Consider the following 14,796-nt stretch of genomic DNA (forward strand, 5'->3'; position numbering starts at 1 on the left):
CGCCGCGCTCTGGTCAGTGCGGCAAGGCCCTGGGGCCCCGGCCTGTCTAGCGCAGCTAGCTGCCGTCTCAGGATGCCCGATCCCGCTTACCAGAGCCTTGCGCAAGGGCCCCAGGCATGCGGTACACCCACACCCGGCGCTCGCCTGCCAGGGCGATGTGCGCGTGCGCCGTGGCCTCGGGCACCGCAAACTCCAGGCTCACCAGCCAGGTGCCCGGCGCCATCTCAGCGCAGGCCTTGGCCCAGGCGCGGGGCATGCTCTCGGGGCGCTGGAACAAATACACCAGCGCATAAGCGCCCCAGTCGGCCTGCCAGATGTCGCCGCGTTCCACGTGGGCCCAGGGGCAGCGCCGCGCGCACAGCCAGCGCAACGGGCGGCTCCACTCCAGGCCGTGCAGCACGGCCAGCGGGTAGGCCTGGCGCAGGGCCATCAGGCCATCGCCCAGACCGCAACCGGCATCCAGCACCTCCGCGCCCGGCTCCACAGGGGCCACACCGGGCAGGTCGTTGAGGGCGTCGGGCGGGGTGGGAAACAGCGGCGCGTCTTTCCACGATTGCAGCGGGTACAGCAGCAGCAGACAGGCCAGCGGCAGCAGCCAGGCCCACGCGGGAAACGCCTGGGCCTGCGTGAGCGCCAGCGACAGCGGAAACCCGCCCGCAATGAACAATTTGCGCCACAGCGTATCGCCCCACAGGCTGATGAGCGCGCCCCACAGGCTGGCCGCCAGCAGCGCCCACAGCGGCGTCCAGCCACCGCGCTGCAACAACAGAAACAGCAGCCAGGAGCTTGACCAGCCCAGCACGGCGGGCAGGGGCCAGGGCAGGTGCGGCAGCATGGACAGCGGGCCTGTCAGCGGCGCTTAATCGGGGCGGCCGCGCAGCCGCTCGATCAGGCCGTTGAGCGCGTCCAGCGAGCCAAACTGGATGGCCAGCTCACCCACGTCTTCGGTGCGCGCGCCGCGTTTGACGCGCTTTTTCACGCGCACTTCCACCTCGGCCATGAGCAAGTCCGACAGCTCCTCTTCCACGCGCTGGATGTCGCGCGACTTGGCGGGCGCGGACTTGGGCTGCGCGGGGCTGAAATCGGTGCCCATCTTTTTCACCAGCGCCTCGGTTTCGCGCACCGACAGTTTTTTGGCGGCAATCTGGTTGCCTGCGGTGATTTGCGTGGCCTTGTCCAGCGCGAGCAGCGCGCGCGCGTGGCCCATGTCGATGTCGCCCGCCATGAGCATGGTCTGCACCGGATCGGCCAGATTCAGCAGGCGCAGCAGGTTGCTGGCGGCGCTGCGCGAGCGGCCCACAGCCTGCGCGGCCTGCTCGTGCGTCAGGCCAAATTCTTTGACCAGGCGCGACAGGCCCTGCGCCTCTTCCAGCGGATTGAGGTCTTCGCGCTGGATGTTTTCGATCAGCGCCATGGCGGCGGCGGCCTCGTTGGGCACGTCGCGCACCAGCACGGGCACGCTGTCCAGGCCCGCCAGCTTGGCGGCGCGGTAGCGGCGCTCACCGGCAATGATTTCGTAGCGCCCCGCGCCGCCCTCGCCCGCCAGTGGCCGCACCAGAATGGGCTGCATGATGCCCTGGGCCTTGATGCTTTCGGCCAGCTCGTAGAGCGCGCCCTCGTCCATGCGCGTGCGCGGTTGGTACTGGCCGGGCACCAGATCGGCCAGGGCCAGGCTGCTGGGCAGGCCCGCTTCGGCGGCCAGGGCCTGTTCGGTTTTTTCTTCGACCTTGGGGCCGAGCAGCGCTTCGAGGCCGCGCCCCAGGCCCTTGGGTTTTTTGGTGACCATGTTCTTCAATCTTTCTTCAGGGATGCGAGCAGCGCATAGCCTGCGGGCCAGTCGCCCAGAGCGGCCGCAGTGTCAAAGTGGCCACAGGCGCCGCCATCGACCAAGCCCGCGCCCCAGGCGCTGGCCAGCGCCTGCGCGCGCTCAAAACGGCAGTGTGGGTCGTTGCGGCTGGCCACCAGCAGCGCGGCAAACGGCAGCGGCTGCTGCGCTATCGGTGCCCAGCCGGGCAGGCGCTGGCGGGCGTCTTCGGCCTCGGTGTCGGTGGGCGCCACCAGCAACGCCGCCTGCACCCGGTGCGCCTGGCCCGAGTGCGCCGCCCACCACGCGGCCAGGATGCAGCCCAGGCCGTGCGCCACCAGCACCACCGGGCGCGGGCTGTCGATCACGGTCTCTTGCAGGCGCGCACTCCAGTCGCCGCGCAACGGGCGCTGCCAGTCGTGCTGCTCCAGGCGCTGTGGGCCGTGGAGCAGCTCCCAGCGGCTGAGCCAGTGGTCAGGGCCAGCGCCGTGCCAGTCGGGCAGGGTCAGAATCAGGGCAGATTTCACTATGCTTTTGATAGCTTATGGCGCAGGTGCATCGGGCGTTACAGGCTGTTTTGCCTGTTTTTTTGCCGCTGCGGGCCGGGGTTTGGCCGCGCCCACACGGGCCACCATCTCGCGGGCAAACTCGACAAACGCCTGGCTGCCCTTGGCCGACGGATCGAACACCACGCCGGGCAGGCCATAGCTGGGCGCCTCGGCCAGTCGCACATTGCGCGGGATGACGGTATCGAACACCTTGTCGCCAAAATGGCCCTTGAGCTGCTCGCTGACCTGCTGCTGCAAGGTGGTGCGCGGGTCGAACATCACGCGCAGCAGGCCGATGATTTCGAGGTCGGGGTTGAGGTTGGCGTGGACTTGCTTGATGGTGTGTACCAGATCGGTCACGCCCTCGAGCGCAAAGTATTCGCACTGCATGGGCACGACCACGCCGTGGGCCGCGCACAGCCCGTTGAGCGTGAGCATGGACAGCGAGGGCGGGCAATCGACCAGCACAAAGTCGTAATCGGCATCGACGGCGGCCAGCGCGGTTTTCAGGCGCTTTTCGCGCTGGGGCAGCGACACCAGTTCGATCTCGGCACCGGCCAGTTCGCGGTTGGCGCCCAGCACATGGTAGCCGCAGGGCTCGGCCAGCATGGCGGCGTCGCGCACCGGCGTGGAGTCGATCAGCACGTCGTACACCGACAGGGCCAGTTGGCGCTTGTCCACGCCCGAGCCCATGGTGGCGTTGCCCTGGGGGTCCAAATCCACCAGCAGCACACGCTGGCCGACCTGCGCCAGCCCGGCGGCAAGGTTGACGGCGGTGGTGGTTTTGCCCACGCCGCCCTTCTGGTTGGCAACACAAAATATCTTGGCCATGGTGGTGTTTACTTGGTAATAGCGAGCTTGATGCCAAAGGCAATGAGGAACACCCCGGCGGTTTTTTCCAGCACACGGGCGATGAGGGGGTTGGCGCGCATGCGCTCGGCCAGGTGGTGCGTGAGCAGCACCACGATCAGGCCATATACCAGCGTCAGGGTGGCAATGGTGATGGCCATGACGGCAAAAGTGAACAGACCCTGGTGGCGCTGAGTATCGACAAACAGCGGAAAGAACGCCATGTAAAACACGATGGCCTTGGGGTTGAGCAGCGTAATCAGCGCGCCCTGGCGGAAGTAATGGCGCGGTGCAATGTTCAGCACCGGCTTGGCCCCGGGCGCTGCCGTGAGCATTTTCCAGCCCAGCCAGGCCAGGTAAGCGGCGCCCAGCCACTGCACCGCATGGAACGCTGCCGGGTAGGTGGCCAGCAGCGCGGCCACACCGGCCACGGCCAGCCACATCAGCACCTGGTCGGCGGCCATCACGCCCAGCGTGGCGGCCACACCGGCGCGCACGCCGCCCTTGCCGGTGGAGGTGATCAAGGCCAGATTGCCCGGCCCCGGAATGGCCAGAAACAACACGATGGCTGCGACGAAAGCGCCGTAATCTGCAATGCCAAACATGGTGGTTTCCTCCGGACTGGAGCTGCCGAGTTTACGCGACGCACCTGCGCGCGCAGCGCATCACGCCGTGGGCCGCAGCCAGACGATGCAGCGCTCGGCGTCCAGGCCCGGCACCTGCAACGGTTCCACGTGAAACACCTGCACCGCTGCGGGCAGCGCAGCGATCTCGTCCGCCGGGTGCTTGCCCTTCATGGCCAGCCAGACGGCGCCGTTGCCCAGCGCCGAGTGCGACCAGCGGGTGAAGTCGGCCAGCGCGGCAAACGCGCGGCAACTGACCACATCGAACGGCCCGGCCAAAGACTCGACCCGGGCGTGGATGCCGTGCAGATTCGGCAGGCGCAGCGTGACGGCCGCTTGCTGGATGAACGCGGCTTTTTTGGCCACGGTATCGACACAGCTCACGTCCAGCTGCGGGCAGCAAATGGCAAACACCACGCCGGGCAGGCCACCGCCCGAGCCCACATCCAGCAGGCGCTGCGCGGGCGCACCGGCTTGCGCGGCCTGCGCCAGATGGCGGCGCAGCGGCCCTACCGCTGCCAGGCTGTCGAGCAGGTGGTGGGTGAGCATCTCGGCGGGGTCGCGCACCGCCGTCAGGTTATAGACCTTGTTCCACTTTTGCAGCAGCGCCATGAAGTCCAGCAGCTGCGTGATTTGCGCGTCGCTCAAGTCCAGCGCCAGGGCCTGGGCGCCGCTGCGCAGGGTTGCTTCCATGGTGCTCATGCCGCCTCTCCGTTCTGGGCGGCAGCGCCCGGTGCCGGTGTGGCAAAACCCTTGAAGCCGCCTTTCTTCAGGTGCACCATCAGCAGCGAGATGGCCGCCGGGGTAATGCCCGTGATGCGCGATGCCAGCCCCAGCGTTTCAGGCCGGTGGCGGGTCAGCACCTGGCGCGCCTCAATGCTCAGTGCCGTGACCTGCATATAGTCCAGGTCGGGTGGCAAGCGCAGTTTTTCGTAATGGGCAGCGCGCCCTACTTCGTCGCGCTGGCGGTCGATGTAACCCGCGTACTTGGCGGCAATCTCTACCTGCTCCACCACCGGCTCGCTCAGGGCGCCCAGCGTTTCACGTGAAACATCGCTGCTGGCGTACTTGCCGCCGTCCATGTCCATCAGCGCGCCATAGGCCACATCGGGGCGGCGCAGCAGCTCGAACAGGTTGTATTCGTGCTCAATGCGCTTGCCCAGCACGCGCGCCGATTCTTCAGCAGGCAGGTTGCGCGGGTTCACCCAGGTGGATTTGAGGCGCTCGGTTTCACGTGAAACCGCATCGCGCTTGCGGCTGAAAGACTCCCAGCGGGCGTTGTCGATCAGCCCCAGCTGGCGGCCCACTTCGGTCAGGCGCATGTCGGCGTTGTCCTCGCGCAGTTGCAGGCGGAACTCGGCGCGGCTGGTAAACATGCGGTAGGGCTCGGTCACGCCCTTGGTGATCAGGTCGTCCACCAGCACGCCCAGGTAGGCCTGGTCACGGCCCGGCAACCAGCGCTCGCCCGTGTAGCTGATGGCGCCTGCGGCACTGGCTGCGGCATTGCCGCCGCCCAAAGCGCGCACTTGCAGCGCCGCATTCAGGCCCGCAAACAGGCCCTGGGCCGCAGCCTCTTCGTAGCCGGTGGTGCCGTTGATCTGGCCCGCAAAAAACAGGCCCTGAATCTGCCGCGTCTCAAAATTGCTTTGCAGCGAGCGCGGGTCAAAGTAGTCGTACTCGATGGCGTAGCCGGGGCGCAGGATGTGTGCGTGCTCCAGCCCCGGCATGCTGCGCACCAGGGCCAGCTGAATATCAAAGGGCAAGCTGGTGCTGATGCCGTTGGGGTAGAACTCGTGGGTGGTCAGGCCCTCGGGCTCCAGAAAAATCTGGTGGCTGTCCTTGTCGGCAAAGCGGTTGATTTTGTCTTCCACGCTGGGGCAATAGCGCGGGCCCACGCCCTCGATCTTGCCGGTGAACATGGGGCTGCGATCAAAGCCGCTGCGGATGATGTCGTGCGTGCGCGTGTTGGTGTGCGTAATCCAGCAGGGCATCTGGCGCGGGTGCATGGCTGCGCCCCCGTAAGCGTGTGCCATGAAGCTGAACACCGGCACCGGGCTGTCGGCATTCACACCGCCGGGCATGCCGTCGCCAGGCTGCTCGGTGCATTGGGAAAAATCAATCGTGCGGCCATCGATGCGCGGCGGGGTGCCGGTTTTCAGGCGCGCCTGGGGCAGCTGCAGCTCTTTCAGCCGCGCGGACAACGACACCGCTGGCGGATCGCCTGCGCGGCCTGCGGCGTAGTGGTTCAGGCCGACGTGGATTTTTCCGTCCAGAAACGTCCCCGCCGTCAGCACCACCGTGCGGCCGCGAAAACGCACGCCCACCTGCGTGACGGCGCCCACCACGCGGTCGCCCTCCACCATCAAGTCGTCCACGGCCTGCTGGAAGATGAGCAGGTTGGGCTGGTTCTCCAGCACGCGGCGGATGGCGGCCTTGTACAAGATGCGGTCGGCCTGCGCCCGCGTGGCGCGCACCGCCGGGCCTTTGCTGCTGTTGAGGATACGGAACTGGATGCCGCTCTCGTCCGTGGCCAGCGCCATGGCGCCGCCCAGGGCATCCACCTCTTTGACCAAATGGCCCTTGCCGATGCCGCCAATGCTGGGGTTGCAGCTCATCTGCCCCAGCGTCTCGATGTTGTGCGTCAGCAGCAGCGTCTGGCAGCCCATGCGCGCAGCGGCCAGCGCGGCCTCGGTGCCCGCGTGGCCACCGCCAACGACGATCACATCAAATTCCTGGGGGTACAACATGGAACAACTCCGGGGGCAGGCACAACGGCCTGGTAGTCAACAAAGGGCCGCGCAAGGCAGGCCAGGGGGATTGGCGCCTGCACCGATTGCGCAGCCACGCAGGCAGCCAACTGGGCGCAGAAAAGGGGCAATTTTCCCACTTTGCGCACGGACTGTCGCTGGCAGTGCTGCCAAGGGCGTGGTCTTTACCCGGCGCGCTGCGGCGGTGTTTCACGTGGAACACGCGCGCAGCCTGCATGCCTGTGCTCCAATCGTGGCCATGAAAATCCTCATCTTCGCGGGCAGCACCCGCCAACAATCGTTCAACCGTCGGCTGGCGCGCGTGGCCGCTGAGATGGCGCAAAGCAGCGGCGCGCAAGCCACGCTGCTGGAGCTGGGCGAGCTGGACATCCCCATGTACAACGCCGATCTGGAGGCCCGTGGCACGCCCGCCGATGTGCGCCGCCTCAAGCAGCTGATGTGGGAGCACCCGGCCTGGATCGTCTGCACGCCCGAGTACAACGGCAGCTACACCGCCCTGCTCAAGAACACCATCGACTGGGCCTCCAGCCCCATCGCTGGCGACGCCGACTGGAGCGATGGGGTCAAGCCGTTTCGCGATACGGTGGTGGGCATGCTCAGCGCGTCCAATGGCCGCCTGGGTGGTCTGCGCGCGCAAAGCCATCTGGCGCCCCTGCTCACCAACCTGGAATGCTGGCTGGCACCGCGCGCCTACGCACTCAGCGGCGCAGCCAGCGCCTTTGATGACCACGGCGCCCTGGTGGCAGAAGAGCACCGCCAGGGCGTGCGCGCTGTGGTCGAACAGGTGCTGTGGGCAGCGCAGCGCCTGCACGGCCCGGCGGCATGAGCGCTGGCCTGGCAAACGGCCTGAGATTTCAGACCAAATCGGCCTCTAGCGCCCGCGCAGTGCGCGCTGGCAGCTATCATTAAGATAGCAAAATGGACTGCCGACCCGGCTGCGGTGCCTGCTGCACCGCCCCTTCCATTTCCAGTGCCATCCCCGGCATGCCGCAGGGCAAGCCGGTTGTCAACCAAAGTGATGCAGATGCAGTGCCGTGAACGTTGTGGCGCGTGCTGCACGGCGCCGTCCATTTCCAGCCCCATCCCAGGAATGCCCACGGGAAAACCGGCGGGCGTGAGATGCGTGCAGCTTGACGAGCAAGAGCGGTGCAGGATTTTTGGTCACCCCGAGAGGCCGGCTGTCTGCGCATCTCTTCAGCCGTGCCCCGACATGTGCGGCGACAGCCGCGAGCAGGCCATGCACTGGCTTGAGCAGGTCGAGGCTGAGACGGCACCAAGACGCTGAGTGACAACTCACCCCTGCCATTAAACTAGGCAATATGCACAGCTTCCAAGCGCAATCCAACGACGTTCTCTCTTTTTTCTCCGGGGCCGGCGGCTTTTCTTATGGATTTGCACTTTCTGGGTTGAAGCCCGTTTGTGGTGCAGAGGTTGACAAGGATGCGTGCGAAACTTACGAGCGCAACGTCGGCAGTGACTGCCACAACGTTGACCTTTCGTCCATTGACCCGGGTTATTTTCGAAGAATCTCCGGCGGGCGTGCTCCATTTGCCGTCATCGGTGGCCCCCCGTGTCAAGGGTTTAGTACGGCCGGGTCGCGCGACTCAAGCGACCCACGTAATCGGCTGATATTCAACTATCTGAACATCGTTGACCACCTACGTCCGCGTTGGTTCATCTTTGAGAATGTTGAAGGTCTGCTTACGTCCGGACACGGCGTTGCGGTTTTTTCTCTTGTGAAGGAATTTATTCGGATTGGGTATTCGGTGCGAGTACAGAAAGTCAACCTTGCCGCCTATGGCGTTCCTCAAACGCGGAAGCGCGTCTTGATAATAGGAAATAGCTTGGGGGTTGATTTTGAATTTCCTGAGGAAACGCATTCGTATGCGTCCGGGAAGTCAAAGAAACATAGCGGCAAGCCTTTTGCGCCTACGCTCGACGAGGCGCTGGCCGGGTTGCCAATGGCAGGAAAATCTCGGCAGGAGAAAATTAACTATTCATCAGATATTCCGGCAAACGAATTCGACCAGGAAATGAGGCAGGGTAATAATGGTGGCACTTTGACCGAGCATTTTCAAAATGTCGATATCAAGGACGCTGAAATGTATTCGCTCCTTCGGGCTGGTCAGACGATGAAGGACTTACCTCAAGAACATTGGCATGAGAGCTTCAAGCGTCGGGCCTTCAGACGTGTGCAAGACGGGACACCTACCGAGAAACGGGGCGGCGCCCCGTCGGGGGTAAAGCGCTTGACTGGTGACCTGCAGAGCCTGACTATCACCGGAGCAGCGTCCCGAGAATTTATTCATCCGCACGAGAATAGGCCATTGACTATTCGCGAGTGCGCAAGAATTCAGACTTTCCCGGACGCATATTTATTTTCTGGTAACGCTGCAAGCGTCATTCAGCAGATTGGAAATGCTGTTCCGCCATTGGCGGCATCTGTTTTTGCTAGGCACCTTGAGGCGCTCGACGGGAAATTTGGTTCAGGGGTCGAGTTGCCGCGTAAGGGTGCTGCGAGACTTCTTGGATACCTGCTTACGGAAGCATCCGGGATGAGTGAGGCACTCCAGAAAACTGAGTCGCTTCTGCGGGGTATCCAACAACAACAACTTGAATTTGACGAACTATGAGCGTAGCCCCATTGAGACTTTCTGCGGAAGAGTCGAAGTTTTTGACCAAAGTGACGACACTTGGTTCTGCAACAGCGCTCCCGGTGGTCATGAGTCCAGGTGAGTTTGCTAAGCTTATCGGCGTGGTTTACTACGATACGGAGCGTTTCCAGGAGCTTGAGAAGACGCACCCTGATTTGGCTCTGAAGATAAACCCCGGGGTCGATTACTATTGCGTTCCCGAAGGATGGTTTGAAGCTCCAATTCAGTTGGGCGAACTTGAGCATGTGTCGTTGATGCGCCAGGCCGCAATTGACATACCGGATTTCGTTACCTACCTAAGGTGTTTATCGGAGCTGCACAAGCGTCGAAAGAAGTACTCCAAGATTTTGTCCGCCCAACCAATGCCGACAATGGTTCAGGTTTCTCCTCGCTCACTCATGGAGTATGGACACGTCGAACCTGAAGCCCTTGCCTCATGGTTGACCTGGCGAAAATTCTTCTACGACCTAGACAACAGGTCAGCACAGGAGACAGGCTACCTTTTCGAGCCTATTCTTGCAGCCGCTATAGGCGGAGAGTCTAAGGGTTCACGCGCCAAAGTCGTCAAGCGCACCGACGACCCTTCGAAGGGGCGTCAGGTGGACTGCTGGAAGGCAGTACCTGGAAGGCCACCGCTCGCATATGAATTTAAATTACGAGTGACTATTGCTGCTAGTGGTCAAGGGCGTATTGGTGAAGAGCATCAGTTTGCCGTTGACTGTAAGACCTCAGGCGCCGTCCCCGTGCTGGTGATATTAGACCCCACTCCAAATCCGACAATGGCAGGCCTGAAAGCTGTGTATGAGGCCAATGGTGGTCATGCCTACATCGGCGATGAAGCTTGGGCACATTTGGAGGCCGAGGCAGGCGTAGTAATGGCTCGGTTCATCGAAAAGTATGTGAGAGCGCCAGTTACTGAAATATCTGCGTTTGAAAAGACGATTAACGGCGACCCAGGAAAGCGACGTATTCAGCTGCTAGATTTCGGCGCTCGCGCTTCTGCCGGTGAAATCCGGATTACTCTCGGTTCACACGAGCGCGTGATTGTCCGCAACGAGGACCAATCGCTAACAAATGACGACGAGAATGGGGAAGAAGAGTAATCGTAACCAGCGGCCGTGGGCGTGAGCGGCGGCATCCAGATAGTGCGACCGTAACGCAGTGTGAGAACACTATATTCTCCGGGGTACACCTCTCCTTACTCTCGGATGTAAGCCGTCCGCCGACACAGTTATCTGCGGCGGACTGCAATGGCGGGTCACGGCCAGGACAAGGTGACTGATGACAACCCCGTAGGGCTTGGACAACTATGTCTAACTATCCCCGGCCGCATCGGCCGGGGCCGGCTTTGGACGGGGTTTGGCCTTCGGCTTCACTTGCCAGTGCGCCGTACGCGTGCTCACGCGCTCCAGCACCGCGCCGTCACTGACCAGCTCGACGCCCTCTACCCGCTGGACTTGCCCGGCGTCTGAAGCGGTGCATGGCCGCTGTGGGCGGCGCCTGCAAAAAAGCCCGCCAGCGCATAGCATCGGACTCCCGCTTTTTTCTCACCAAGGACTTTGCCCATGAAGCTATACTACTCCACCGGCGCGTGCTCGCTGTCGCCCCACATCGCCCTGCACGAAGCGGGCCTGGCCTTTGAGGCCGTGCTGGCCAGCACCAAGACACACCAGCTGCCCGATGGCACCGACTTCTACACCATCAACCCCCTGGGCTACGTGCCCGTACTGGAGCTGGACAACGGCGAGCGCCTGCGCGAAGGCCCGGCCATCGTGCAATACATCGCTGACCAGGTGCCCGACAAAAAGCTGGCCCCGGCCAACGGCACGCTGGCGCGCTACCGTCTGCAAGAGTGGCTGAGCTTTATCGGCACGGAGCTGCACAAAGGCCACAGCCCGCTGTTTGCCCCCGGCACCCCCGAAGACTACAAACCCGTGCTGCGCCAGCGCCTGCTGTCGCGCTTTGAGTGGGTCAATGCGCAGCTGGCCGACAAGGACTACCTGCTGGGCGACTTCAGCGTGGCCGATGCCTACCTGTACACCGTCTCGCGCTGGGGCCAGTTCGTGGGCGTGGACACCAGCGGCCTGCCGCACCTGATGGCCTTCAAGCAGCGCATGGAAGCGCGGCCCGGCGTGCAGGCCGCTCTGCGCGCAGAAGGGCTGCTCAAGTAAGAGGCTTTTGGCGCGCGGCCACCAGCGCGCCCAGCCACAGCGCCGCGGCAGAAAACACCAGGCCGCGCGCCAGCCCCCCGGGCCCGTCGGCAATCAACCCCACCACGGTGGGGCCGACGATCTGGCCCGCTGCAAACACCACCGTGAAGGCGCTGATGCCCAGCGCCCACTGCGCAGGCGCCAGGTTGTGCCGCACCAGCGCCGTGGTCGATGCCACCACCGACAAGAACACCCCGCCAAACAGCAGCCCCGAGGCCAGCATCACCGGCCACACCGAGGTCACTGCGGGCAACACCGTGGCCACGCCCAGCAGGCCGCACAGCACGGCCAGCGCCTGCCCGCCCCGGCTGCGGTCAAGCAGCCCCGCCCAGATGCGCGAAGACAGCACCACCGCCAGCCCCAGCAGCGCATAAAACAGCGTCACAGCGGCAGCACTGGCGCCCTGCTCGCGCAGCAGTGCCACCACAAAAGTCATGTAGCCGATGTAGCCCACGCCAAACAGGCCATAGCCCACCAGCGCAGGCGCCATGGCCCGGGCACTGAACACGCCCTGCCCTTGCGGCAACGGCACCGCAGCCGCCGCCTGCACCGCTGGCTGCGCCGCCGCATCCAGGCGCCGCAGCACCCGCACCGGCCAGACCAGCACCGCCGTGGCCAGCACGCAGGCCACGGCCAGTGCCCACCAGGCCCAAGTCCAGGCATGGGGGTGGGGGGCACGCTCCAGCACCCAGGGCACCAGCAGTGCCGACAGGCTGATGCCCCAGCCCGTGCCGCCGTAGTACAGCCCCAGCAGCAGGCCGCCGCGCTGGGGCGCCAGCGCACCCAAACGCGCCGCCATCAGGCCACCGGCCACAAACACCAGCGCACTGGCCACCCCGGCCAGCAGCCGCTGCACCAGCAACGGCGCCGCATCCAGAAAGAAACCGCACAGCCCCATGAACAGCGACGCCAGCGCCGCACCGCACAGCAACACCCCTCCGGGCGCCCAGCGGCGCAGCAGCCACGGCGTGGCCAGCGCGCCCAGCAAATAGCCCAGCGCATTGACCGTGTTCATGCCACCCGCCAGGGTGTACGACCAGCCCAGGTCGGCCCGCATGGGCGGCAGCAATAAAGCGTAGGCAAACCGCGTAATGCCCAACGACACCGCCGCACCCAGCGACAGCGCCAACGCCAATACCACGGGGTGCGCGCCCCCTGCCGGTGTACCGGCCCTGTTGTTTGTCTCCATGGCCAACGATTGTGCCCCACACCCTGAGCGCGCTACAAGCTATCAAAAAATGAGCTACTCGCGCACAGCACACGGGCGCCAGAAGCCTTTTTGGGTCAAAGAATGCCCATGCAAAGTTTGCACAGCCCCATGCCAGCGCCCTACCATACAAGCCATGCGCTTGCAGTCACCCCACGGCACAGGGCGGTTGCGCTAGCGCGTTACGCTCTGCGCCCAAAGTGTCCTGGGGCCGTGAGGCTCCAGGCCCGTTTTTTTGTCCATGATCCTGAAAGGCTTCTTCATGCCCAGCTTGTTTGATCGCGTCCAGATGGGCGACATCGCCCTGGCCAACCGCATCGCCATGGCACCCCTGACGCGCAACCGCGCCCCCAATGCCATCCCCACTGCGCTCATGGCGCAGTACTACGCGCAGCGCGCCAGCGCCGGGCTGCTCATCACCGAGGCCACCGCCATCAGCCCCCAGGGCCAGGGCTATGCCGACGTGCCCGGCCTCTACAGCACCGAGCAGCTCGATGGCTGGAAGAAGGTGACGCAGGCCATCCACGACGCGGGCGGCAAAGTGGTGGTGCAGCTGTGGCACGTGGGCCGCGTCTCGCATTCGAGCCTGCAACCGGGCAACCTGCCGCCCGTGGCGCCATCGGCCATTGCGGCCAAGTCCAAAACCTACCTCATCGACCATGCCACCGGCCAAGGCCACTTTGCCGCCACCTCCACGCCGCGCGCGCTGGAGGTCGATGAGCTGCCCGGCATCGTCCACGACTTCCAGATCGCGGCGCGCAACGCCGTCGGCACCGCTGGTTTTGATGGCGTCGAAATCCACGCCGCCAACGGCTACCTGCTCGACCAGTTCCTGAAAACCGGCGCCAACCAGCGCCAGGACGATTACGGCGGCAGCATCAAAAACCGCGCCCGCCTGCTGCTGGAAGTGACCCGCGCCGTGGTCGAGGCCGTGGGCGGCGGCAAGGTGGGCATCCGCCTGTCGCCCGTCACCCCCGCCAACGACATCCACGACGACGCACCGCAGGCCCTGTTTGAATACGTGCTGCGCCAGCTGGGCCACCTGAACCTGGCGTATATCCACATCGTCGAAGGCGCCACCGGCGGCCCGCGCGAGCTGCCCGACCGCCCCTTTGACTACGACGCGCTCAAGGCCGCCTACCGCGCCGCTGGCGGCAAAGGCGCCTGGATGCTGAACAACGCCTACACCCGCGAGCTGGCCGAGCAGGCCGTGGCCAGCGGGCGTGCCGATGTGGTGGCGTTTGGCAAAGCGTTTATTGCCAACCCCGATCTGGTCGAGCGCCTGCGCCAGAACGCGCCGCTCAACGCCTGGGACCAGAGCACCTTCTACGGCGGCGGCGCCCAGGGCTACACCGATTACCCGGTGCTGGCGGCAAGTTAATGGTCAAAAGTGGCCGCAGCGCCCTGCCAGTGGGCGCAAGCAGCTATCAATAAAGAAGCAAAAGTGTCCCTGACATCGCGCCTGGGCCTGCGCGCTCAGCCCAGGCCGATGGGGCTGGGGGCGCGCAGCACGATGCGCGAGAACAGGCGGTCGTAGGCCGCATCGCGCGGCTGCGAATCGCACAGCGGATCGGCATTGTTGGCAAAGGCCGCATCCAGTTCACGCCAGTCGTCGCCGTCCAGGTGCTGCTGGGCCAGCGGCAGCACCTGGGTTTCTTCCAGGCGCATGTGTTCCATGTAGAACTGCACGTAGCGCGCCAGCTCGTTGGCAAAGGGCGCGCGCCGAGGCTCGCCCATCAGCTCCCAGGCCAGCAGCAGGTGCTGCAACTGGCGCACGGCGGCCTCACCGCCTGCGTGGTCTTGCTCCAGTTGGGCCAGCACCGGGGCCACCTCGGGGGCGCGCTGGAGTACCAGCGGAAACAGCAGCCGGGACTCCTTGGGGTGGTGCAGGCGCTCGGGAATCTCGTCGATGTAGAACAGCATCGCGCGCATCGAATCAAAGAATGCCTCGGGCGCATCGCCCGGGCCTTTGTCGAGCAACAACAGCAGGGAGCGCAGCACCGCTGACAGCGAGGCGTGTTCTTTGCGAATTTTTTGCAGGCAGATTGAGGGCATGGGCGGACTCCGGTAGGGCAACAACAAGGGAACGCCCCATGGTAGAGCGGGTTGGCCCTGCGCGACACCCGGGTTGAC

15 protein-coding genes are annotated in these 14,796 nt (G+C 64.6%); 6 read left to right on the top strand and 9 right to left on the bottom strand.

The window, feature by feature from the left end; genetic code table 11:
- Window positions 1-67: 67 nt before the first annotated feature.
- The 7 genes from EV674_RS04130 to mnmG are packed head-to-tail and all read right to left on the bottom strand — an operon-like array spanning window position 68 to window position 6,571.
- Complete coding sequence (locus EV674_RS04130) at window positions 68-835, bottom strand: class I SAM-dependent methyltransferase (protein ID WP_119012129.1); 768 nt, start codon at window positions 833-835, stop codon at window positions 68-70.
- 24 nt (window positions 836-859) lie between these two features.
- Window positions 860-1,786 (bottom strand): ParB/RepB/Spo0J family partition protein, encoded by a 927-nt coding sequence (locus tag EV674_RS04135; protein WP_119012204.1) that lies wholly within the window; start codon window positions 1,784-1,786, stop codon window positions 860-862.
- 5 nt (window positions 1,787-1,791) lie between these two features.
- Window positions 1,792-2,331: an RBBP9/YdeN family alpha/beta hydrolase gene (locus EV674_RS04140; protein WP_119012130.1), complete on the bottom strand. Its 540-nt coding sequence runs from the start codon at window positions 2,329-2,331 to the stop codon at window positions 1,792-1,794.
- A gap of 15 nt (window positions 2,332-2,346) precedes the next feature.
- Complete coding sequence (locus tag EV674_RS04145) at window positions 2,347-3,183, bottom strand: ParA family protein (protein ID WP_119012131.1); 837 nt, start codon at window positions 3,181-3,183, stop codon at window positions 2,347-2,349.
- Between the two features lie 8 nt (window positions 3,184-3,191).
- Window positions 3,192-3,806 carry a LysE family translocator gene (locus tag EV674_RS04150; protein ID WP_119012132.1) on the bottom strand — a complete coding sequence of 205 codons (615 nt, stop codon included), beginning with the start codon at window positions 3,804-3,806 and terminating at the stop codon, window positions 3,192-3,194.
- Between the two features lie 60 nt (window positions 3,807-3,866).
- Window positions 3,867-4,526, bottom strand: a complete 660-nt coding sequence (gene rsmG, locus EV674_RS04155) for a 16S rRNA (guanine(527)-N(7))-methyltransferase RsmG (RefSeq protein WP_119012133.1) — start codon at window positions 4,524-4,526, stop codon at window positions 3,867-3,869.
- Window positions 4,523-6,571, bottom strand: coding sequence for a tRNA uridine-5-carboxymethylaminomethyl(34) synthesis enzyme MnmG (gene mnmG, locus EV674_RS04160; protein ID WP_119012134.1), 2,049 nt, complete (start codon window positions 6,569-6,571; stop codon window positions 4,523-4,525). Before mnmG ends, rsmG begins: the two co-directional genes overlap by 4 nt.
- Before the next feature lie 259 nt (window positions 6,572-6,830).
- Between mnmG and EV674_RS04165 the strand changes: the two genes are divergently transcribed.
- The 5 genes from EV674_RS04165 (at window position 6,831) to gstA (ending at window position 11,417) form a co-directional block, all read left to right on the top strand.
- The gene (locus tag EV674_RS04165; RefSeq protein ID WP_119012205.1) at window positions 6,831-7,418 is read left to right on the top strand and encodes an NADPH-dependent FMN reductase; all 588 of its coding nucleotides are present in this window, start codon (window positions 6,831-6,833) and stop codon (window positions 7,416-7,418) included.
- 198 nt (window positions 7,419-7,616) lie between these two features.
- Window positions 7,617-7,877 (top strand): YkgJ family cysteine cluster protein, encoded by a 261-nt coding sequence (locus EV674_RS04170; RefSeq protein WP_119012206.1) that lies wholly within the window; start codon window positions 7,617-7,619, stop codon window positions 7,875-7,877.
- 34 nt (window positions 7,878-7,911) lie between these two features.
- Window positions 7,912-9,225, top strand: coding sequence for a DNA cytosine methyltransferase (locus EV674_RS04175; protein WP_119012135.1), 1,314 nt, complete (start codon window positions 7,912-7,914; stop codon window positions 9,223-9,225).
- Entirely contained in the window at window positions 9,222-10,349 is a 1,128-nt protein-coding gene (locus tag EV674_RS04180) for a restriction endonuclease (RefSeq protein ID WP_132750362.1), read from the top strand. Before EV674_RS04175 ends, EV674_RS04180 begins: the two co-directional genes overlap by 4 nt.
- A 462-nt stretch (window positions 10,350-10,811) precedes the next feature.
- Window positions 10,812-11,417 carry a glutathione transferase GstA gene (gene gstA / locus EV674_RS04185; RefSeq protein WP_119012137.1) on the top strand — a complete coding sequence of 202 codons (606 nt, stop codon included), beginning with the start codon at window positions 10,812-10,814 and terminating at the stop codon, window positions 11,415-11,417.
- Here the strand turns inward: gstA and EV674_RS04190 are convergent.
- A complete protein-coding gene (locus tag EV674_RS04190; RefSeq protein ID WP_119012138.1) occupies window positions 11,410-12,645 on the bottom strand; it encodes a YbfB/YjiJ family MFS transporter in 1,236 nt (411 codons plus the stop codon). The genes gstA and EV674_RS04190 overlap by 8 nt on opposite strands.
- A 280-nt stretch (window positions 12,646-12,925) precedes the next feature.
- Between EV674_RS04190 and EV674_RS04195 the strand changes: the two genes are divergently transcribed.
- A complete protein-coding gene (locus EV674_RS04195) occupies window positions 12,926-14,044 on the top strand; it encodes an alkene reductase (protein ID WP_119012207.1) in 1,119 nt (372 codons plus the stop codon).
- A gap of 95 nt (window positions 14,045-14,139) precedes the next feature.
- Here the strand turns inward: EV674_RS04195 and EV674_RS04200 are convergent, their stop codons facing one another.
- Complete coding sequence (locus tag EV674_RS04200; RefSeq protein ID WP_119012139.1) at window positions 14,140-14,718, bottom strand: hemerythrin domain-containing protein; 579 nt, start codon at window positions 14,716-14,718, stop codon at window positions 14,140-14,142.
- Window positions 14,719-14,796 lie beyond the last annotated feature (78 nt).

The organism is Simplicispira metamorpha (assembly GCF_004341365.1).
Lineage (GTDB): Bacteria > Pseudomonadota > Gammaproteobacteria > Burkholderiales > Burkholderiaceae_C > Simplicispira > Simplicispira metamorpha.